This is a genomic window from Leptospira perolatii (assembly GCF_002811875.1).
GTDB classification, from domain to species: Bacteria; Spirochaetota; Leptospiria; order Leptospirales; family Leptospiraceae; genus Leptospira_B; species Leptospira_B perolatii.
Genome location: NZ_NPDZ01000001.1, coordinates 80,749 through 102,762, shown reverse-complemented (window position 1 = coordinate 102,762; position 22,014 = coordinate 80,749). Strand labels below are relative to the sequence as shown.

At 41.9% G+C, this 22,014-nt stretch carries 14 protein-coding genes; 7 read left to right on the top strand and 7 right to left on the bottom strand.

What is annotated here, in order from left to right:
- A complete protein-coding gene (locus tag CH373_RS00465; RefSeq protein WP_100711982.1) occupies positions 1 to 2,082 on the bottom strand; it encodes an OmpA family protein in 2,082 nt (693 codons plus the stop codon).
- 117 nt (positions 2,083 to 2,199) lie between these two features.
- Between CH373_RS00465 and folP the strand changes: the two genes are divergently transcribed.
- A complete protein-coding gene (folP, locus tag CH373_RS00460; RefSeq protein ID WP_165778770.1) occupies positions 2,200 to 3,033 on the top strand; it encodes a dihydropteroate synthase in 834 nt (277 codons plus the stop codon).
- A gap of 48 nt (positions 3,034 to 3,081) precedes the next feature.
- Here folP and CH373_RS00455 read toward each other — a convergent pair whose 3' ends face one another.
- Both CH373_RS00455 and CH373_RS00450 read right to left on the bottom strand, forming a co-directional pair.
- A complete protein-coding gene (locus CH373_RS00455) occupies positions 3,082 to 4,116 on the bottom strand; it encodes a tetratricopeptide repeat protein (RefSeq protein WP_100711981.1) in 1,035 nt (344 codons plus the stop codon).
- Entirely contained in the window at positions 4,070 to 4,978 is a 909-nt protein-coding gene (locus CH373_RS00450) for a tetratricopeptide repeat protein (RefSeq protein ID WP_100711980.1), read from the bottom strand. The genes CH373_RS00455 and CH373_RS00450 overlap by 47 nt, the downstream gene beginning before the upstream one ends.
- A gap of 109 nt (positions 4,979 to 5,087) precedes the next feature.
- On the opposite strand from CH373_RS00450, the gene mpl36 reads away from it, so the two are divergent.
- Entirely contained in the window at positions 5,088 to 5,990 is a 903-nt protein-coding gene (gene mpl36 / locus CH373_RS00445) for an RlpA family plasminogen-binding lipoprotein MPL36 (protein ID WP_100711979.1), read from the top strand.
- A 592-nt stretch (positions 5,991 to 6,582) separates the two neighbouring features.
- On the opposite strand, the gene cysE is transcribed toward mpl36, so the two are convergent.
- Complete coding sequence (gene cysE, locus CH373_RS00435) at positions 6,583 to 7,296, bottom strand: serine O-acetyltransferase (RefSeq protein WP_100712528.1); 714 nt, start codon at positions 7,294 to 7,296, stop codon at positions 6,583 to 6,585.
- A 145-nt stretch (positions 7,297 to 7,441) separates the two neighbouring features.
- Between cysE and CH373_RS00430 the strand changes: the two genes are divergently transcribed.
- Together CH373_RS00430 and CH373_RS00425 are read left to right on the top strand one after the other, a co-directional pair.
- A complete protein-coding gene (locus CH373_RS00430) occupies positions 7,442 to 8,389 on the top strand; it encodes a site-2 protease family protein (RefSeq protein WP_100711977.1) in 948 nt (315 codons plus the stop codon).
- Positions 8,356 to 9,837 (top strand): NHL repeat-containing protein, encoded by a 1,482-nt coding sequence (locus CH373_RS00425; protein WP_100711976.1) that lies wholly within the window; start codon positions 8,356 to 8,358, stop codon positions 9,835 to 9,837. Before CH373_RS00430 ends, CH373_RS00425 begins: the two co-directional genes overlap by 34 nt.
- Here CH373_RS00425 and CH373_RS00420 read toward each other — a convergent pair.
- Both CH373_RS00420 and CH373_RS00415 read right to left on the bottom strand, forming a co-directional pair.
- Complete coding sequence (locus CH373_RS00420; protein WP_100711975.1) at positions 9,823 to 11,142, bottom strand: MATE family efflux transporter; 1,320 nt, start codon at positions 11,140 to 11,142, stop codon at positions 9,823 to 9,825. The two genes, CH373_RS00425 and CH373_RS00420, sit on opposite strands and share 15 nt — an antisense overlap.
- 82 nt (positions 11,143 to 11,224) lie before the next feature.
- A complete protein-coding gene (locus tag CH373_RS00415) occupies positions 11,225 to 12,523 on the bottom strand; it encodes a dicarboxylate/amino acid:cation symporter (RefSeq protein ID WP_100711974.1) in 1,299 nt (432 codons plus the stop codon).
- A 187-nt stretch (positions 12,524 to 12,710) separates the two neighbouring features.
- Here CH373_RS00415 and CH373_RS00410 point away from each other — a divergent pair, with 187 nt between their 5' ends.
- From CH373_RS00410 to CH373_RS00400, 3 genes are all read left to right on the top strand, one after another.
- A complete protein-coding gene (locus CH373_RS00410; RefSeq protein ID WP_100712527.1) occupies positions 12,711 to 15,881 on the top strand; it encodes a SpoIIE family protein phosphatase in 3,171 nt (1,056 codons plus the stop codon).
- Positions 15,882 to 15,886: 5 nt separating this feature from the next.
- On the top strand, positions 15,887 to 16,816 hold the full coding sequence (locus CH373_RS00405) for a hypothetical protein (RefSeq protein WP_100711973.1): 930 nt from the start codon (positions 15,887 to 15,889) through the stop codon (positions 16,814 to 16,816).
- A gap of 158 nt (positions 16,817 to 16,974) precedes the next feature.
- Positions 16,975 to 20,148 carry a PP2C family protein-serine/threonine phosphatase gene (locus CH373_RS00400; protein WP_100711972.1) on the top strand — a complete coding sequence of 1,058 codons (3,174 nt, stop codon included), beginning with the start codon at positions 16,975 to 16,977 and terminating at the stop codon, positions 20,146 to 20,148.
- 260 nt (positions 20,149 to 20,408) lie between these two features.
- Here CH373_RS00400 and CH373_RS00395 read toward each other — a convergent pair whose 3' ends face one another.
- Positions 20,409 to 21,773, bottom strand: a complete 1,365-nt coding sequence (locus CH373_RS00395) for a ricin-type beta-trefoil lectin domain protein (RefSeq protein WP_100711971.1) — start codon at positions 21,771 to 21,773, stop codon at positions 20,409 to 20,411.
- Positions 21,774 to 22,014: the final 241 nt, after the last annotated feature.

Below are 22,014 nucleotides of genomic sequence, written 5' to 3'. Positions count from 1 at the left end.
TTATAGCTTCCGGAAATCCACCCTCCGATTCTTTGCTCTACCCTCATCCGTAGAGTTATCTGCTTCCGGCCTCGAATACCAATAAGCTCTAGTTTTTAGACGCTTTGCTTGGATTCCTTTGGTTCGGAAATAATCGTAGACGTTCCGTGCTCGCTTCCCACTTAATCGTGTGTTGTATTCCTTGGAGGCAACATTATCGGTATGGCCCCCAACTTCAATTTTATCCGACGGATTCTTTTTTAGGTAGTCTACAATCGCATCAAGTTGTTTGCGGTGATCAACAGTAAGTTCTGTCTTATCGAATTCAAAAAAAAGTTTTGTACTTAGAACTACCGGAACGTCAGCTTCCTTTCGTAAAGCGATCGTTACCGTTAGACCATCTTTCGCTTCTTTCCGAATCACGTTCACGCTTTCTGAGACATACTTCGGCGCTTTTGCAAAAAGTTCAAAGTCCGTGTCGGGTATGACCATTATGTGGAAATTTCTTTCCTTGTCGTCGAATTTTAAAGATTCACCTTGGCGATTCTTAGGAGTGAATAATGTAACGGACGCTCCAGGAATTCTTTCCTTTGTTACTGCATCTATTACGATCACGTTAATTCCTTTGGCAGGACCTTCTTGTTTAAGTGAGCTAATCTTCGCTTTTTCATCTTCTCGGATCGGTAAGAGAACGTAGGTTTTGTAAATAGTCTTTTTACGTTCGATGTTTCCACGTAAGTCTAGCTTATCCTCGGTAGGATAAAACCCAGGAGAAGAAATTTCTACTTTGTAGACTCTGCCTGTTTTTAGAACTGTATTGAAGTTTGTTTGTTTGCCTTTGGACAAGTCTCCACCGATTCTTCGCGAAGTGATGACTCTAGGTGGCCCAATGCCATCGTAGATCTTAATCGTAGAATCGAGACCGATCATTGTAGGTTCGGAGCCGTCTAACACCAATCCTTCGAATCCAAGATCGTAGGAATTCCTCAAAGATTCAGGTACTTGAAAGCGATAAATATCGTACTGGCCCTGTCCACCATCTCGATTTGAGGAGATATAGGCCCAGATTCCTTCATGATCAAAAGAAATCCCTTCCGAATCGAAGTTTTCTCTCGATTCGGTATTAAAAGGAAAAGGAAGTCTTTCCAAGGAACCGGTTTCAGCTATAGGAAATGGTAACTTAGTTTTTCCGTGCGCGATTTTATCTTCTTCGTCTTCTCGATCCGGGCGGCTAGGTAAATCTAAGAAGACACGAAAGAGAGAGAATTTCTTTCTGTCGTTTTCACGATTGGTGGAGAAGTACAATTGCTCTCCATCCGGATGTATGTAAGGGAGAATTTCACTGGATTTGGAATTGATTTCAGTTCCAAGATTCAATGGGCTGGACCAGGAGCCGTTCTCCATATTCCGATAAGAAACCCACAAATCGTGCTCACCGTATCCTCCGGGTCGATCGGAAGAGAACACAAGATACCTTCCATCCGGAGAAATCGCAGGCATCTTATCATTAAAATTTGAATTTACTTCGGCAACCGATTGAGGATCTGTCCAAAGCTTTGTTTTTTCGTCCTTTTTTGTATAATAAATATCTAATCCATCAAACCCATTTCTTTCAGCGGTCGCATTTCGAATCGAAGTGAAGAAAATCTCCATTGGATTTCCCACCTCGTCGAATCGAATAGAAAGCCCGCCCTCAAAGTGATCCGTATTGAGGAGCATGGATTTTTTCTCACCCGCCGGTAGTTGCTTTCGATTTCTCTCCCATATATCTTGGTTTAGGTTGATCGGCTTCTTCCAATCAGTTTCGCCATCTCGATTTTTAAAGTTTGCGTTTTCGGAAAGCCAGAGATCCATCTCCCCTTCTCCCCCGGGGCGATTGGACTGGAATACCAGGTATCTTCCGTCCGGACTAATGATAGGGTTGTATTCGTCGTTCTGAGTGTTGAGTGGTTGTCCGAATGTGCGCTCGATCAGAGAGGGGATTGGCTGAGACAACAAGCCGGTCCCTAATAGAAATGCGACAATGAAAGCAGTTGCTTTTCGATTCTGTGTTTTTACCAAAAGGAAAATTTGGGATTTGATCGTTTGTTTTGAAAGCCGCATCTTTATATGGTTTTGGGAAATTACCTGGATTTTCCTGCCCGTGAATCTAGTATCGGAAGGAAAGCCCTCCGGATCAATATGGAAACTTCTGAGAGTAACAAAGTTGGAAAAGAATCGATGACAATGAATTTGCCTCCGAAACCCCTGATTTTCGGTATTTTGAATATTACGAGCGATTCCTTTTTCGATGGAGGGAAGTATTTACAAGAAGAGGAAGCAATTCGCAAAGCAATCGAGCTAAAAGAAGAAGGGGCTGACGTAATCGATATTGGAGCTCAGTCCTCGAATATAAAGGCGGAATGGGTTGATCCCTCAGAAGAATGGAAACGAATAGAAACCGTGATTTCGGAGCTTAAGCGAAATGGCATTTCGATTTCTGTGGACACCTACAAGCCGCTTGTGATGCGAAAGGCTCTAGAGTCGGGCGTAGATTTCATAAACAATATTCGAGGATATGTAGACTCGGAAAGCTTATCAGTTCTGAGAGAATTTTGCAATCTTCCGACTAAACATATTATCATGTACTCTCACAATCATGGAAACAGAGCCGAAGAAGAATCACATTTAACTCCGGAGAATGTAATGCCGGAAATTTTGGAATTCTTTGAAGAGAGGGTTCGAACAATGAAAGGCGTGGGAGTTCCGGAAGAGAATTTGATCTTTGATCCAGGGATGGGCTTCTTTCTAAGTAGCGATTTTCGTGTAAGCTTTTCTGTGATACGACAGATCTCGGAGCTAAGAAAGAGATTTCCAAAGCTGATGGTATCGGTGACTCGAAAATCCTTTTTAGGTAATGCGCTAGGCGGCTTGGCGGTAGAAGAAAGGGGAGTTCCAACCGCGGTATCTGAACTCTACTTATGGTCAAAAGGAGTTCCGATGATTCGAACACATTCCCCTTCCGATTTGATTAGGGCAATTGACACCTGGCGATTTTGTTCTGAAAATTCATAAGATGCAAAAACTTACTTTGAAGAGAAGTCGGAGGAAAATTTTACTAAGTTATCTTCCGATTAGTAAACGTTCTAAAGCTTCTTTGCCTTCGGGGGTTAAGGTCGGAAAAAAATCTTCTTCGGAAATTTGAAGTCCCTTGACTCTTAATTTTCTGAAATAAGACAAAAGAGGCCTGAGATCGGATTTTGGATTTTTAGACAAAAGACAGGATTTCCAAAGATGGAGTGCTGCTAGAGATTCCTTTTCCTGCTCCGGGATTTTGCCGATCCATTGTATGCATTCTGTGTATCTCTGCTTTTCATAATATGCTTGTGCCAGATAGAACTCAAGGTCTGCAATTCTTTCTTTTGTCCCAACCAAGCTTGATCCGAATACCAGAACTTCGTCCCACTTTTCCAAATGGTAGGCCATTCTCACCATCATCCCGCGAGCGTTTTTGTTATAAGGGCTAAACTGCAGAATTTTTTCCAGATAGTAGTAACTTTTGGACCAATCCTGCTTTGCAAAAAAATACTCAGCAAGCTTTTCCCAAGCATTCAGTTCCTGTCCCGGAATTTTAGAAAGGGAGTCCCAAAAGAGTACCAATTCCTCTTCTCTGTTAGAACTTTCTAATGTTTTTTCTATCTTTTCCCTTTGCAAAGTTCCCATTTTTTGCAAGTGCTTGGTAAAAGCAGCCTTTGCATCTTCGTATTCCTCGGTTAAGAAATAAAGACGGACAAGATTTAACAAGGGCTCCGGCTGATTTGGAGCGAGTTCTAGTGATTTTTCAAATTCGATTTCGGAATCATCTAACAAAGAATTTCGCGCAAAAAGAACGCCCAAATTGTTGTGCTCTTCCCAGGAAGTTGCGGTATTCCGAAGCAGTTTTGCTTTCCAAGGATTGTCGTTCGAGTTCACGAATTCTTTTGGATAACGATCGGAAACTGCGTACAGAAAAAAGGGATCCTTTTCCAGCAATTCTCCATGCTTGATCGGATAAACACAGGATTGTACGAGGAGAAAAGTAGTTCCGGTAAAAATGGATATTAAGAGAAAGTTAGGATGCTTCTTGGTTTGGATTTTCTTCCAGGTTCTTTTGAGCATACAAGAGGTACTTGAGCGCGCGCTCCGTATCTCCATGAAACAGATACATGAGCGAAAGATCAAGCGCGTCCTGAGGAGCTGGAGCTTCGAAATCTTGAGGATTTTCTTTAGAAAGCACTAGTTTATCTTTAAACTGATCCAACCGCTTACGAGTGAGTAATTCTAGATTTTCAAAAAAGATCTTCTGACCAGGATCCGGGTTTTCCTTAGCAGCTTTTACCGTATCGGAAAAATGGACGAAACCTTCGGCGGTGCTTGTTACCTGCTTTAGAACCTCGAAGGATTGCTTGTAATTACCCATCTTGGTATGGATTTCTGTTAGAAGAATCTGCATCCTGGGATCGTCAGGAGTGAGTTTGAGTGCGGCTTGAGTGGCCGTCAGCGCTTCTTCCCATCTTTCAGAATCAAAATAGATGGTTGCCATTGCAGATAGTGCAGTTCGATTCTTGGAATCTATCTTCAGCGCATTTTTGAGATAGAGTTCCGATTTGTCGGGTTTATCCAGCTGTTTGTAGCAATACGCAAGAAGCAGATGCGAGTTTACATATCGCTTATTAATTTCCAAAGAATGCTTTAGCGACTTTACCGCCGCGTCCAATGCATTCAGACGATAGAATTCTACTCCCAAATTGTAGTAGAGTTCCGGACTTTTTCCTAATTCGAGAGCTCGCTGATAAGTTTGAATTGCGGTCTGTGAATCTCCCATTCTGGAATAGAGTGCGCCCAGATTCAAATAGGCTTTTTGAAATCCGGGCTCTATTTGAATCGCTGCAGAGTAAAGCTTTGCCGCCTGAGATATTTTTCCCGCCTTTTCTAGTTTTAAAGCTTCGTTAAACTTCTTTCGTGACTCTGTCTCCGCCATAAATGAAATATCGACCGATTTATAGAGATGGCAATCGGAAAAAGTCGTTATTCGGTTCCATAAATTTGCCGAAATTATAAGTGAATCAGTCTCGATTTAGGGAGTCAGCATGAATCGATTTTCGGCAATCATAGCGCTAACCGCAATCACTGCCTGTGCGTCAGCAGAACCGCGACAAACAGTAAGTGCTTCTGGAGATCCTTCGGAGATTTTTTTTGAAAAAGAAATCGAATCCATGGATCAGGAATCTAAGCAAGATTTGAGACTTGCAAAGAGCGGAAATTCTAAAAACAGGAGCTTGGAGGAAGATCTAAGCCCGAATAAGATGGTCAAAGCCACGACACCGGCTCAAAGAGGTGGATCTGGAGATTTTGACGAAGTTGGTTATTCTTCTTGGTACGGCGCAAAGTTTCACGGAAAGCCTACTGCAAGCGGGGAGATCTTTGACAAAAATAAACTCACTGCAGCTCATCCGAGTTTGCCACTTGGCTCCGTAATTAAAGTTAAGAACTTAGAGAACGATAAAGAGATACTCGTGAAAGTGAATGACAGAGGTCCTTTTGCGAAGGATCGCATTCTAGATCTTTCCGAAAAGGCTGCAGAGTCTCTGGAATTCAAGGATGTCGGAATCGCCAGAGTCGGCCTAAAAGTAATGCGCAAAGGTGGAGGCGGCGATGAATCCGAAGATTTAGAGGGCCTCGAAGACGAAGAATCTTTATTAGAAGATTCTAAACCTGAAAAGTTGGTTCCAAAGAGACCGATTGTTCCTGCTCCGCTCGTGAAAGGTGCACCAAAAGGATATTCTGTGCAAGTAGGTGTGTTTCGTAATAACCAATTAGCTGAGAATTACAGAAAGAATCTTTCCGCAGAATATGGAGAGAAGGTGTACCTGTTTGAAAGAGAAGGAATGTTCGTGCTTCAGATGGGAGATTTTTCTGACAGGCCCAAAGCGGAAATTTTGAAAGGAAAATTGAAAGAAGAAGGAGTGGACTGTTTCATTCCACGCAAATAGGAATTAATTTAGCGTTCTGCTGATTTCTTAGGGTACTTTGAGTTTGGCCCCACCCTTTTTTGGGTGGGGGGCTGGTGGTGGGTACCCAACCTTGCCTCGTATGCCCTCATACAATAAGAATCCTATTTTTTCAAGTAGCTTTTGATCTTACTTAAATGTAGGAGCTCCTACATTTTATCGTAAAATAATCCTTGCAGATCGGGCCTAATCTCGGTATGCTCGGCAACTTTTGAATTTTATCCGGCTGTGGCAAATTTCCTTCGCGGTTTGAACAGCAGATGGGCCACAGGTATTCGGAGCTGCTACAGGAACTGACACACAATCTGGATTTGTAATTAATAATATTGTAAAGCACTCATCGTAATTTTTGAGGTCTGCCTGGCAGAGCGCCTCATTCGGAGTAATTAAATTGCAAGAAGATAGTAAGCCCGCTCCAAATAAGAAAGCGCACAAAAAAATAATTCGAATACTATGTTTCATAAGTTTTTTACCCGGTGAATCCCCGTTTAGAACTCGAAATCAATCTACCAATTATAGCCCGGAAAAGAATCTAATAGTCAAAAATTTTATATAATCTCGGTTCTTTCTCTGATTAAATTCCGCCGCCGTGGATAAACTCGTTTAGCTCATCATCATCTTTTTTGTGAGGAACGCCGTGAACTGTAAGATTTTGACGGGCACAGATTTCGTTTACTTCTTGTTGAAGTGTGTCTATCTTTTCTACGAGAATGGAGAAAACTCTCGCCACTGGATCCGGAAGTTCATTATGGTCTAACATATGCTCTCCCTGGTCGCCAAATCCTATTTTAGTTCGAACTACTTTTCCTGGAATACCGACGACAGTACAATCTGGCGGGACATTTCTCATCACAACAGATCCCGCTCCGACTCGAACATTGTGCTCGATTACTATATTTCCCAGAATTTTGGCTCCGGCACCCACAACTACATTTTCCTTTAATGTAGGATGTCTTTTGCCAGACTCTTTGCCGGTTCCCCCCAAAGTTACGCCTTGGTAAATCAGACATCCCTTTGCAATTTCTGCAGTTTCTCCGATGACAACTCCATGGCCGTGATCGATGAAAATTCCTGGTGCGATTTTAGCACCCGGATGAATGTCTACTCCGGTAATAAATCTGGCAAAAGTATTGATTAATCTAGGTAAGAGAGGGATCTTAATTTGATAGAGAAAATGAGCTATCAAATGAAACCAAAGCGCGTGGAGTCCAGGGTAGCAAAGGATAATTTCGATATAAGACTTTGCTGCCGGATCATTTCTTCGGATCATTCGTATGTTTTCAAACAACTGCTTTTCCTCTCCATTTTTAAGAGCTTGCAACGAGGGCTATATAGGAAACCTTTCGAGCAAGTACTCGGTCTGTAAAGAAGGAATCCTAAATTAGCATTTGACCTAGTAAATACTAGAGTATAACTAATTAGTAAAAATCAGTATGCAAAAATCAAAAATAGGCCTTCACGTTGCTCTTTTCCTTTTGACTTTCCTAACTCTGACTTTTCAGGACAGCACATTGGTCTTACCTTTTTTGAAATGGACCGATATTGTGCAGATTCTCTCCGTGCAGTGGATGTACTCGGTTCCACTTTTGATCATCCTGTTTTGCCATGAAATGGGCCATTACATCGCTGCGAAATATTACGGGATAAAAGCCACTCTTCCCTATTTCATACCTCTTCCTTTTTCGCCTGTTGGAACAATGGGGGCTGTGATTCGAATCCAAGAGCCGATCCGGGATAAAAAACAACTATTTGATATCGGAATCTGGGGCCCTTTGATGAGTTTATTTCTATCTGTCCCATGTTATTTGGTCGGGTTGAAGTACTCTCATCTTGTGCCTGTTTCAGAAATCGCAGAGCATCTTGCAAATAACCCACCCGGCGCCGCATCAGTAAGATTTGGAGAAAGTCTTTTCACTTTGGCTTCTGCTCAACTTGTTTTAGGACCGTTCGATGCTTCAGCGTACGAAGTGATGATTCACCCTTTGGCATTTGCTGGTTGGGTCGGTCTACTAGTGACTGCTATCAATTTACTCCCCTTTGGACAATTGGATGGCGGGCACGTTCTATACGCAGTATTTGGTGAGAAATATAGAAACTGGATCTATTTCTTATTTAGCGCCTTTTTATTTTTAGCCCTGTGGAATTACGCGTGGATTCTTTGGGGAGTTCTCATCTATTATCTTATCCGAGTGGAGCATCCCTATGTTCCTGATCCAGTTTTTCCCTTAGATAAAATTCGTAGAGTTTCGGGGATTGCTATCCTGGTAACCCTAATTTTAATCTTCGTGCCTTCCCCGATCGAACTGGTGACTGTCGCAGGAACTCAGCCTAGCCTAGGAGAAGATTTATGGAACGGAATCACATCCATTTTAAAACATTAGATTTTTATAATGTAAAAATTCTGTTTGGGCTATTGATTTTTTGTCTGCTAATCTCCAACGGTTGGGCTCAGGAAGAAAAGGATATCGATATCCAATTAACGGAAAATCCGTATGGGCTTTCCTATGACGGTACTAACTTTTGGTTTGCAGATAGTAAGCGAAGAGCTTTGATTCGAGTTGATCCTCTTGGTCGGCAAGAGGCATTTAACCTCGGAATCCCATTTATCTCGGGAGTAACGTTCGATTCTAGGGAAGGTCGGGTCTTCGTAGCGGCCAAGCGTGTGATTTTAAAGGTGGAGCCGAATACTGGAGGAGTGACTGATCGGATCCAAGTGCCGATCGATAAGATCGGAGGAGTCGCGAGCTACCAAAATTACCTTTATATTCTAGATTCAGAAACCGGAAAGATCTCCATTTACGACAAAGGCACCCAAACTATCTTGGGGGGCTTTTTGACGGACCGAGCTGAACCCAGGGACTTGTGCTTTGCGCGCGATAGTCTATGGGTTACAGATTCTTCCGACGGAAATATTTACAGATACGATCCTGCAAACGGAAGAATTACAGGATCGGTAAGAACTCCTTCAAAGGATATTCGAGGCCTTGCAATTATCGGAAGTAAAATGTATGTCATCGATCGAACTTCTAGAGAGGTCAAAAGGGTGTCTTTCGTCGAAACCGATCGCTTCTTGGCCTCTGGTGAGTCTACGTATGTAGTTCAAGTAAAGATTACATTTAGCTTAAATGAACCGAGTATTGTAGGTTCTTCTCTCGGATTATTACCTCCTCCTACCACAGAGCACCAACGAATCCGGAACTGGAAAACCAAAGATCCGAAGTTTAAGAATGACTTTGTACTCGGAGTTCGTGCGCTTTCCAAAAAACTTTCGATAGATGATCCGAGAGGAAGTCAAACGATCGATTATCACTTTGAAGCTCGGACTACAAATGTCCGTTATTATATCGGAGACGACTTTCTAAAGAAGAAAGAAGAGATTCCTGAAGATCTCGCGCCCTTCACAAAACAAAAAATTCCTGTGAAGGAAAAATCCGGAAACTACTTCATCGACAAGATATATGATGCTAGATTATTTCGAGCAGATTGGGAAGGACTGAGAAAGGCACTGCTTGATAACGGAATTCCGGTCCGACCGACAAAGACAATCTTGCTTACAAAGCCGGAGATTCCTGCATTAAAGGATACAACTGACGCCTACGTTCCGAGCTACGGCTGGGTCCCTCTTTCTACAATCAAACCGGAAACTTTCGAGTCTTCTCGCGCGTACCAAAAAGCAGAAAACTTAGTAGATTTGTACAGAAGCGAAGGCTGGGGAGAGATTCCTTCTCCTGTACTTTTTAAGGCGAAGGATTCTGATTATTGGAAACCGCTTCCGGGCCAGATAGAAATTAAGATTCTTCCAAAAGGAACCGAGCTATCTTTGCAATAAAGGAATAGAGTCTCTTATCTTTCTTGCAGCTGCGACGCCAAGAGTGAGAGCTCTTCCGAACATAAAAGAACTTAGAGAAAGCCACAGAATGTGATTGCTGCTAGCCTCTTTTCCCCAAAGAGCGAACGGCAAAAAGAAAACTAAAGTGCTAATGATCATGGCATTTCGCAATGTTTTCCCATCGGAGATTCCTAAAAAGAATCCATCGAAAATAAAAGCAATTGAACCAAAGATTAGGACCGGCCAGAGCCAGAGTCGGTAAGAAATTGCCAATTCCAAGACTGGCACGTTTCGGGTGATCATCGAAAATAGCTGAGTAGGAAAGAGCGTAAGAGCTACGCAAAAAAGAAATGCGATAATCCCTGCTGATAGAAGCGCAAGTTTCAGGAGTGACGAAAGACCTTGAAAATCGCCTTTCCCTTTTGTATCACCGGCGATTGTTTCTGTTGCAATGGCGGCACCGTCCATCCAGTAAGCGGCGACTAGGACTAACTGGTGTAAAATCGCATTTGCAGCTAAATAAGTAGATCCGAATTCAGAGCTAAAATTTCGAAACAAGCTAAACGTAGTAATCAACATTACAGTCCTAAAAAGGATGTCTCGATTGAGAGAAAGCAAATCACCGAATCCAGAAAGCGAAAAGATACTTTCGCTTAAAGAAGACCGCTTCAATCCGATTCTTCGCTTCTCTAAAAATAAAAAACAAAGGAAGAAGCCGGTCATTAAGTACTGACTAATGCTCGTGGCAAATCCTGCTCCCCAAGCCCGCCAATCCAGATACAATACAAACCAAAAATTCAATCCGATATTCACAAGGTTGGCAAGAATGGTCGCTACTAAAACTGTTCTACTTTTCGATCTTCCTAAAAACCAACCTGTTAGCACAAAATTGATAAGAGTTGCTGGAGCACTTAGTATTCTAGCTTCGTAATAATCCATCCCGGCGATCAAAACCGAAATTTCTCCGTGCAGAATTTTTAATGAAATTTGTTGAATCGGTTTTTGCAATAGCAAGATTCCAATCCCAATTCCGCAGCCTAAAATCAATGATCTATAGAATATTAGAAATGATTTATGTTCATCTTTTGCCCCGAAAGCCTGCGCGGTTAGGCCGGTAGTTCCCATTCTAAGAAAACCAAAGCTCCAGAACAAATAGTCGAAAATAATTTCGCTGAGAGCTACCCCGGCCATGTAGACGTGAGTATCCAAATGTCCCAGTACTGCTGTATCCGCTAACCCGGTTAAAGGTACGGTTAGATTTGCGAGAACGTTGTAAAAAGTTAAACGAAAGAATTTCTTTTCCAAGGTTACTTTATCTCGATAAGCCGTGAGGGTCTTTTTATCTGAAAAAGACTACTGCTTTCAGGCAACTTTCTTGGTTTATGGGTTACTTTTTCCCTTCCCAAGTTTGAAAAACATTACAAGCAACTAAGTCACCGGTAATGTTCACTGTGGTTCGACACATATCTAGTAAGCGATCCACTCCCAATATGATCCCGATTCCTTCCGTCGGGATTCCGACTCCGGTCAAGATCGTCGCCAGAATTACAATTCCGACTCCGGGTGTGCTCGGCGTACCAATCGAAGCAACTATGGTTGCGGCCAGCAAGAATAGGATCTGCACGAAAGTAAGTTCGATACCATAAACCTGAGACAGAAAAACAGTCGCGGCAGCTTGGTAAAGAGCTGTTCCGTCCATATTGATTGTGGCTCCGAGCGGGGCAATAAACTCTGCAATTCGTTTATCCACATTCATTTTTTCCATCGCAGTTTTTAGTGTAAATGGTAGCACAGCCGCTGAGCTCGAAGTAGAGAACGCAAGCAACTGTACATCTGCGGCTTTCCGGAAAAACCAAATCGGATTTTTTTTCGCCAGGAATACTAGAATGAGCGAGTACATTCCTATTACTAGAAACAATCCACCCAAAACAGTGGCAAAGTAGGCTCCCAAACTGACTAAGACCTCAATGCCGATTTTAGCTGTAATCTGAGCGATAAGACCGAAGACTGCGTAGGGAGCTAATTTCATTGCCCACTCAACGATCACCATACAAGTTTTGAACGCTGCGTTTAAAAGGTGGATCACCGGTCTCGCTTCTTCTTCCTTCATGGAAAGCACAGCGATCCCGACCAGCATTGCCAAGAGAACAACACCTAACATATCTCCGCTGAATGCGGTTTGAAACGGATTTTTCGGCAAAATGCTTATGACTATTTCGGGAATCTTTTCTAGGCTAATTGGTTCGGAAGAAGTCGTTGCACTTTGATTTGGAACCAAAGGAATTCCCTGCTTATCCAAAAATCTACCTGGTTGAGTAATGGAAGCAAGTGTTATGCCTATGACTACAGCAATAGCTGTAGTGAGAACAAAGTATACGAGAACCCGAGAACCAAATTTTCGTAAATTCTCTAATGTTTCGCCCGCGTTGATCCCGAGAAGTATAGAAGAGAATACGAGCGGGATCATAATCATCTGAAGTAGTGCAATGAATAAGTGACCTGGTAATGCAATCCAAGCAATGATCACTTTAGCAGTGTTAGCTTCCAGGCCAGAATACTTTGGACTCAAAAAAATCCCTAGTAAGGTGCCGAGGAAAAATCCAATTAACACCCTTAACCAAAGCAATTCTTTGATCAAACTAGTGAATCTTGCGTTGAGAGCTCGGAGCCCAGTAAAGACCGGCATGACCGACACTTTCGCTCCCTCACTTTATTTTTCTATTGATTTTTCCCTTTTCAAAAAGATAGTGAAGGCTTTAGTCGTTTTCAGCGCTTCCTAAATATCGAAATGAAAGGAAAACGCTCTATATAAAAGGAACCGAATGCAATCGATCCTATAGTCGGGACAGTTGTTGGAGTTTGCGGGGTTAGATATGATCTCTTGGGACTTAGTCCTATTCAATTATTATTCATTCGGAAGCTTATTAGTCACTCTGACTACTCTATTTCTTTCGATCTTTTTTCTCAGCCTAAGAAACAAAACGATAGCTACCACTCATATGGGAGTTGGGTTCCTATTGTTGGGAATTTTTGAGACTGGGTACTTTCTTGCTGCGTTCTTGTACCACCCGATTGTGTCTTACCACAGATGGATTACCGGTGGATTTATACTTCCCGCATTAACCCACCTTTCTCAATTTCTAATCCGATTTCCTGGAAACAGCAACCAGAGAATCGCGAGATGGATTCTGTTTATAGAATATGTAGTAATCGTAATTGTTGTTTCTTCCTTTGTCTACTTAACCGGAACTTCGGAACAGATCTATCACTTTACCGCGCACCACTGGGACTTTAATGCGTATGATGCGAGTAGAATTCTTGCGATCGTCATCGCGCTTTACTCCTTTGTAGGATTTCTCGCGGTTCCAATATGGAGATTAATCGTAACTAAGGATAAACGACGAATCGCCTTGTTTATGTTCACGGTTGGCTTTTTGATCGCTGCGATTTATCCGAATATCTCGAACGTAATTAGCCGCGACGGTGGGATGGAAAGATCTACGTACATGACTTCGAACGTAATCTTCTTCTTGGCAGCATACTCCGTACTCGCTCTCGCATTTATTAATAACAGTGCCGAAAGAACCACTTTTATGGTGAAGATCGTCGGTATTACCTTGTTCACCATCTGCTTGATTATGCAAGCTCTTGTATTTATCTCCAGCCAAGAAAAGGATTTGGAGTACGATAGTTTACGAATGGTGAATATTGAACGTACTTTGGAAAACGGAACAAAGTCCAAAGATATCGAATATGTAATTCGTTGGGATGATTCGAAAGATGCGTTAAATTCCGCTGAATATAATAATTCTCTAAGTTTGAATTTGCAACAAGTAGAAGTGGATTTGCAGAACGTAACGATTTATGAAGAGATTCACACAGCCAAGGAAGACGAATTTCGCAAAGTCTTGAATACTGCCCTTTCTAGATCTCACAGTTATTTCGGAGGATATCGGAGGTTCATTCAGGATTACTTAAAGAAAAACCAGAATCTCAGTGATGCCGAAATTAAAGCAGGAATTCTTTCTGGCGCGGAAAAATGGAATAAGATTGCGTTCGTCGTTACCAATCGAATGGAAGGAATTGTAGAGAAGAACTTTTGTGAAAAAGGTCGAAACTTCTTGAAGGGACAAGGTGACGCTGCAAACTTCAATGAGGAAATTTTTTCTCATTGGAAGGAAGGTTGCAGCTGGGACGGCAAAAATCTAACGGATGCCCAGGTTCGAGAAGAGGTACTAAAATACTTTAGATACTTTAAACCGAGTGAGACTCGCCACTATCGTAGAAGCAAGGATGGAATGGGTCACTATGTTGCATTCATGAAGTTTCTTCCAGAACGGGGAGAGATGAGCGAGGTCGGTTTTTCTTACCGAGCGTATCGCGACTTTATGCACCCAACTGCGGTAAAGCAGACCATTATTCTACTGATCGTTATTTTTGTGGTCTTAGTTCTTTTTCCTCTCTTCTTTAAGAATAGTTTAGTGGATCCACTCACAAGTTTATTATCTGGAGTAGAAAAGGTAAACAAAGGTGATCTGGACGTAGTTGTGCCTGTAAAGGTCAAAGATGAGATCGGATTCCTTGCGGATTCTTTTAATGCGATGGTTTCTTCTATTAAGCAAGCTCGCCGCGAGCTCCAAGATTATGCAGAAAACTTGGAAGAGAAAGTAAAGGAAAGGACGAGAGAAGTTCAGGAGAAAATGGAGGAGGTCCAACGCCTGAAGGTGCAACAGGACGGAGATTACTTCCTTACTTCTCTCCTGGCGAAGCCTCTCTTCTACAATGCCAACAAATCTAAATTGGTTTCCACTGATTTTGTAATTCGACAAAAGAAGCAATTTGAATTCAGAGGAAAGCACTCTGATTTGGGAGGCGACCTTTGCGTAACCGGGAATCTTCGTCTGGGTAAAGGAGATAGCTTTAAGCGCTTCACGGTCGCAATGAATGGAGACGCAATGGGTAAATCCATGCAGGGGGCTGGTGGGGCTCTCGTGATGGGCGTTGTAATGAATTCGATTTTGGCCAGGTCAGCCGCAAACAATCGAGTATTGGAAGCCACGCCTGAACAATGGCTCACCGATATTTATTATGAGATTCACGCAGTTTTCAAATCCTTTAACGGATCCATGGTTATTTCCGCTTCTGTCTATTTGATCGAGGACGAGACTGGAAAGTGCTGGTATTTCAACGCAGAACACCCGTTTTCCGTATTGTATCGAGACGGAAAGGCGAGCTTTATCGAAGACGGACTTACTCTTAGAAAGCTTGGGCTTGATTCGGAATTTGATTTTAAAGTAAGAAACATTCAATTAAAAAAAGGTGATGTAATCTTGCTCGGCTCGGACGGCCGCGACGATATCGATATTACTCCCGAAGAAAGTATAAGAACCATCAATGAAGATGAGATGTTGTTCTTGAGATATGTAGAAAAAGCAAAGGGAGATTTGGAACAGATCGAAATCGAAATTCGTAAAACTGGAGAGCTAACTGACGACTTATCCCTTTTGAAGATCGTGTTTCAGGGTGAGCCCAAAAAAGACGAACTCGACACTATTTTCGAAGACCAGGATCATATTGATAAAGCGTTAAATTCGGATCACGTTTACGAAGATGCTAGAAAGTTATATAAAACCGGCAAATTAGATGAAGCTTTGGAGCTCCTAAAGACCGGTTACATGCACGACAATTCCAATCAAAGGCTAAACAAGTTGCTTGGGCTGTTAAGCTTTAAGGGAAAAGATTATTCTACTGCGGTTGATGTTCTTTCGAATTACCTGGGAGCTGATCCTGATCTGCATGAGTACTGGTTCTATCTATCTATTGCAAATAAAAAAATGGGAAAATATGATCAGGCTTTATCAGCAAGTATCAAGCTGTTAGAAGTAGATCCGGAGAACATTTCCAATCTCGTAAATCTTGCGGACGTTTACCGTTTGATGGAAGATTACGACAGGGCCGAAGACTATGCCCGCAAGATACTTCAAAGAGATCCTGGAAATGAAAATGCCCAGAAACTAATTCGATTAATCGAAAGAGATCGTTAAGCGTCTTGCGTTCTTATTTTAGCGCCTCAAAAAAAGTCTTTCGACAGCTTCTTGGGCTGGTAGTCATTTGCACGATTTTGTTATCCTCTCCGGTTAATTCGGAAAAGGTAAAGAAACCCGGGGCTGCAAATTATTATTCCTTTCGACTGAAAGAAGGCGAAGTAAAAGTATTCATTCGCAATGAAACCGATAATTCCGAGTGGAATCAATATGCATTAGAAAAATCTAAAGATCTAATACGGGCTTACGAATCATTCACAGGAGTTCCTTTTCACCAAGCTACTGGCCCAGTGTATAAATCGTTACCTGTGGGTGAAAGGAATTCAATTCGACTGATTTTGAAAGATACCGTTTTTTTGAACGGTACTAGGGTTGGCGGTTACAACAACGCTTCCGGTGGATTGCCGGGAGAAGTCGGAATTTTCATGGAATTTGGTTTGGTTCCTCCAGGGTATCCTGCTTTGCTACTGCACGAACTGGGGCATTACTATTTTAGCGAGCCGAATTGGTTAGCCGAAGGGATTGTTTCCTTTCTCCCTTTCCTCTTATCCAAAAAAGGATTCTTAAAACTGGACTCGGAGGAACTTGGTTCGGTTGTAGAAGAATGGGGTTTAGAAGAAAAAGCTCCAAGTTCGGATCTTCCTCTTCCACAATCCTTTGGATCCTCTGACCCAAAACTTGGGCTATGGCCGTATGCGAAAGCAGTTCGTTTTCAGGCTGTACTGTGTAAAGAGCTAGGCTCTTATGGATACAGAATGTTGTTAAAAGAATTGTCGTTGAAAGATGTACAAGATACCAACTCTCTAATTAGGATTTTGCACTCGATCAAACCTATAGATTGGACCCAGGTTTTGAAAGGTTGGGTGATAGCAGGTTCATATGGGCCTTACAATACGAATTCTTTTTCTAAGCTGAAAGATTGGGAGGGACTTTGAATGCAGGTTAACGCTGTTTTAGTCGATGTTATTCCTAGAGCTTTCGCCAGTGATGTTTATAAAACGATCACTGTTTTTCGTTTGAAAAGAATTCAATGAAACGTAGGATAACCATCCGAATCTGAAGATGTTCTTCTTTACTTTCTAACGAGCAGGAAATGGACTTAATCTCTATTCTAAAAGAAGACATTTTACTCAATTATTACGCTTTCGGAAGCATGCTTTCATTCTTGGCGTGCTTTCTTAGCTCACTATTCTTTCTACTTTTAAAGGGAAAATCAAGTAGCACAAAGCATCTTGCACTAGGTGCACTTTATCTATCTCTATTTCAGTCTGGCTATTTCATTGCTGCCATGCTGTACCACCCGTATGCCGCTTATCATCGGTGGTTAACCGTAGGCTTTATCATGCCTGCTATCCTCCATTTAGGACAATTTATCGCGAGATATCCGGAAGATACCCATCCAAAATTTACCAGAATCCTGATGTATTCGATGTGGGCAGTCGCGATCTGTGCATCTCTATTTTTCTTTTATGTTTCTTGGAATGCACCAAAGAAGTTCCACTTTACGGCACATCACTGGGATTTTAATGCGGAGAAAGTCTCCAAAAATATCGCTCTAATCATTTCGATCTTCGTGCTCATATCCATGGTGATTCTTCCGATTTGGAAATTAATCATTACCAAAGGAAAAATCAAATTCGCTATCGCAGGGTTTATGATCGCGCTTATGACCGGCGGAATCATTCCGAATGTAACGAATATCTTAAGTAGAGATGGTGTAATCGAAAGGTCTACGTTTTTGACCTCTATCGTTCTTTTGCTTACTCTCGCACTGTTCTTATTGTTAGTTCTTTTCTTAAATTTCAGCAACGAAAAGACCACTTTCATGGTCAAGATCGTGGGCATCACCTTTGTAACTTTGATGCTGATCATCCAGGCACTTGTGTTTATTTCCAATCAGGATAAGGAGGCCGAATACGATACAAAGGGCATCGTAAAGATGGAAAGGGTCTTAGAGGGTGGAAAAGAGCCCTCCGATATGAAATACTTAGTTCTTTGGAAAGGTGAAGGAAACCAGTTCGACTATTCAAGATACGATAAAGCTCATGACTTGCGCTTGCCTCAATTAGAGATCGATTTTGAAAATACACTTTTATATGAGAAAATCATAAATCTTCCAGATGAAAATTTCCGGTCCTCGTTAGTCTCCACTATAAAAAACTCACACGAATATTTTCAGGGTTACAAAGAATCGATACTAGATCTTTTGAAACGGAAACCTCAGCTCCAAGGCGCTGAATTGAAGCGAGAGTTTATCGTGTTCGTGGACAAGTTAGACAGAAACGTATTTGTGACTGCGAACAAATTAGATTACATCTTTCCGATCGAATTTTGCGAAGGCGGAAAGAAATACCTAAAAAGTTCCGCGGGTGATGTAGCTTTCTTCAGAGATTCTATTCTCTCCAAATGGAATGATTGTACTTTGGCAGGTAAAAATCTATTAATCGGAGAGTTAAAAGCGGAGGTACTACAGTATTTCAGACCGTTTCAACCTGCACTAAGCAGGCATTATAGAAAGAGTTTGGACGAGACAAAGCATTTCGTTGTCTATATCCACTACGACCCGGTTAAGAACGAAATGGCAGAAATCGGTTATTCTTATCGGGATTATCGTGAATTCATGCATCCAACTTCAGAAAAGCAGACCGTGATTCTTGGTCTGGTGCTCTTCGTTATTTTTTTCGTATTCCCATTATTCTTCCGCCAAAGTTTGGTAACTCCTCTCAATCGATTGCTTTCCGGAGTTGAAAAAGTCAACGCGGGAAATTTGGAAGTTCAAGTAACCGCTGAAGTAAAGGACGAAATCGGTTTCCTTTCAGATTCGTTTAACAATATGGTTTCTTCGATTCGTCAGGCAAGAATCGAACTTCAGGATTATGCCGAACATTTGGCCGAGAAGGTAAAGGAAAGGACAAGAGAACTCTCCGAAAAAATGGAAGAGCTTCAAAGGTTGAAAGTGCAGCAGGATGGAGATTACTTTCTGACTTCACTTTTAGCCAAGCCGCTATTTTACAACGCGAACAAGTCGATTAAGGTTAAGACAGATTTCATTCTCCGTCAAAAGAAACAGTTTGAATTCAGAGGTAAGTCCGCGGACCTCGGCGGTGATATTTGTGTAACCGGAAATCTTCGCCTTAGAAAGGGCGATACTGTAAAGCGCTATACTCTTGCGATGAATGGAGACGCGATGGGAAAATCCATGCAGGGAGCAGGTGGAGCTCTGGTTATGGGAGTCGTAGTAAATTCTATCTTAGCTCGTTCTGCAGCGGGAGACAGGGTATTAGATACGACTCCGGAAGCTTGGCTCACTGAAACCTACAATGAGATGCAGTCGGTTTTCAAATCGTTTAACGGTTCAATGGTGATTTCTGCTACATTCTTTTTGGTCGAAGATGATTCTGGGGAGGCTTGGTATTTCAACGCGGAGCATCCGTTTTCTGTAATATACAGGGACAGGCGTGCAAGTTTTCTGGAAGCCGGTTTAACTCTTCGAAAGATTGGATTAGATTCGGAATATGAATTTAAAGTTCATAAGACCAAGCTAGAGCCTGGAGATGTTATAATTATTGGCTCTGACGGCAAGGACGATCTGGATCTTACCCCGGATGAAGATATACGTACGATCAATGAAGACGAGATGCTTTTTCTACAAATCGTAGAGAAAGCCGAGGTTGACCTCGTACGAATGGAAGAATTAGTGAGAGCGGAAGGCGAACTAACCGATGACTTGTCCATTTTGAAAATAGAATTCCAACCTAAGGCTGCCGCACCGATCGACGACGAAACAATCCATATGCCTTTTGATTGGAAGGCAATCTATAAAAAGGCAAAAGAAGATTACCAGGGCGGCAAACTTGAAGAGGCGATCCGTTCTTTAGATGCGCTTTACAATAATGATCCAGGAAATGTAAAGGTTACGAAACTTTTGGGGTTACTAAGTTTCAAAGGTAAGAATTATGCAAAGGCAGTAGAAGTCCTGAATCAATACCTTACTTCCGATCCAGATCTAGTCGAGTACTGGTATTACCTTTCTCTTGCAAATCGTAGAGTAGGACGTATGGACGAGGCGATTCTCGCCGCAAAGCGAATGGAAGAACTCCAGCCGGAAAATTCCAATAACTTAGTCAATCTTTCCGATTTGTACAGACAAACCGAACAGTTTGAATTGGCGGAAGAATATGCAAAAAAAGTAATGTCCTTGGAACCAGAAAACGAAAACGCGGCTAAGCTTCTAAGGTTGATCGAAAGAGATCGATCTTCGTCCTAATTCAATGCATATTCTTCCGTTGGATTGAGTCAGTTGCCCCAAGTCCATATTTGGCCTTCTGCATTTACGCACTGATAAAATGCAACTGGCGTATTATCAATGCGTAAACTAAGCAGAAGCTAAAAAGCAACTGAGTACTTCAAATAAAATGGAAAGGTGAAGAATGCGATTTACTAAAGAGACAACATGCTCTCTCTTCCTAATGTTCGGATCTTGAAAATTCGAAAGAGAAGTGCGTTAAATGAGACTATAGTTTTTAGTCAGTTAGTCCAAGTCCATGTTTGAGCGGGCTCCCCACTACCGAGACAAGGCTTCATTTCCACAGGAGTTCGGTCCTCTGATGAACCATTTCGTGCGGTTATGCAAAGTTTTGTCACGTCGCCGAATGGACCAGTGAGCAGACCACCGTTTAACAGTTTCTTTTGAAGCGCAAATTTATACAAAAAATTTGAATCAACGCAAGTCTGGACACTAAGTTGGAATCCTTCGGAACTACTGTTGTATAAGCAAAGGTTATTTCTGTAGTAGATCTGTCCGTTCGGAAAGATCGTCCACTTTTGTGCAACTGTTCCATTACAAGTGTAAAGTTGAACTAGTGTTCCCGGTTCGGTTTTAGCGCCATCAACATCTAAGCATTTTCCTCCTATTCCTTTGATTTCAGTGTCTACATAAGGCATTTCCTCGAAACGAGTTCGTTTCCAAGGAATTTCTTGTTCCTCTTTTCCAATACGAAACGGACTGTTCGGCTCGATGGTTTCGAAAATCCATGCGAGCTCTTCTTCACCAATTAGATTACCAATCATAGTTTCAGGTGCAGCATTGGTAAAAATTGAAGATTGTACTGCGAATATCATAGGAAAAGTTTGGCCGTTAATGAAACGAGAAAAAAGGAAAGGCATCCCAGAATCTCCTTTGCAGGGTTTTGTATCTCCAATCCCTTTGCCCTGTATAGTACCTCGATTTACAGGTAGTTGCAGCGAACCGATTCCGAAACGTTTTATCTGGTCTGTTCCTGCCATGCATGGGATTCCTGAACCTTCCTCCGAGCCTCTTCCATAACCGGAAAAGGAATATGTTTTGCTTTGAGTTGGATCATCCCAAGGAGTGCGCGGGTCTGTGAAAAAAAATGCTGTTTCCGGAAAACTTTGAATTGAGTAGAGAGCTCCGGTTAACTCGATAAGGGCTAAATCTTTTCTATTTGAGTCCTGTGTATATTGCGGGTGTATATGCATCCATCCGTTGGCGCTATGAATTTGTTGAACACTAGAACCGGTACTGGGTGTATAATATACTCTAACATATCCTCCACCGAAACGAAATGGAAAGGCACAGTGGGTAGAGGTTAAAATCCAATGTTCTGCAATCATAGCTCCTGTGCAAATGTAGTCAAGGTTGGATATCTGAATTGCTACTATAAATGGGTGCTTTCCGTCTATAATATGCCCATTCAACACAAAGTTGTCACCGCTTCTAAGTGAGTTTAGATCAGAGTTAACATTTTGAGTTTGTACTAATTCTAAAATCTCGGATTGCACTTTGTCAGCGCTTGAGCCTTCGCAGTTAAAAGTGAAACTTGCGAATCCTAAAACTGTCGTAAAGGCAAATATGTATATTCTGGTTTTCATCCTTATCTCCTTAATGTTTGGATAAATTGATGCTCCTTGCACGAATTGATTGCTAATATAACAGGTATTAGGTGATTTACTTGAGTGAAAAACCGATAGAACTAAAGAATAAGTAGAATTATTTTTGTTCGTTTAACAACAGTTATTAATACATATCGTAAAGAGGGCACTGAAAGATTGTCATATCAGTGGCACTTATCTCAAGGAGTAAGAAAGCGTGAAATCAGGAAGCTCGGAAAAT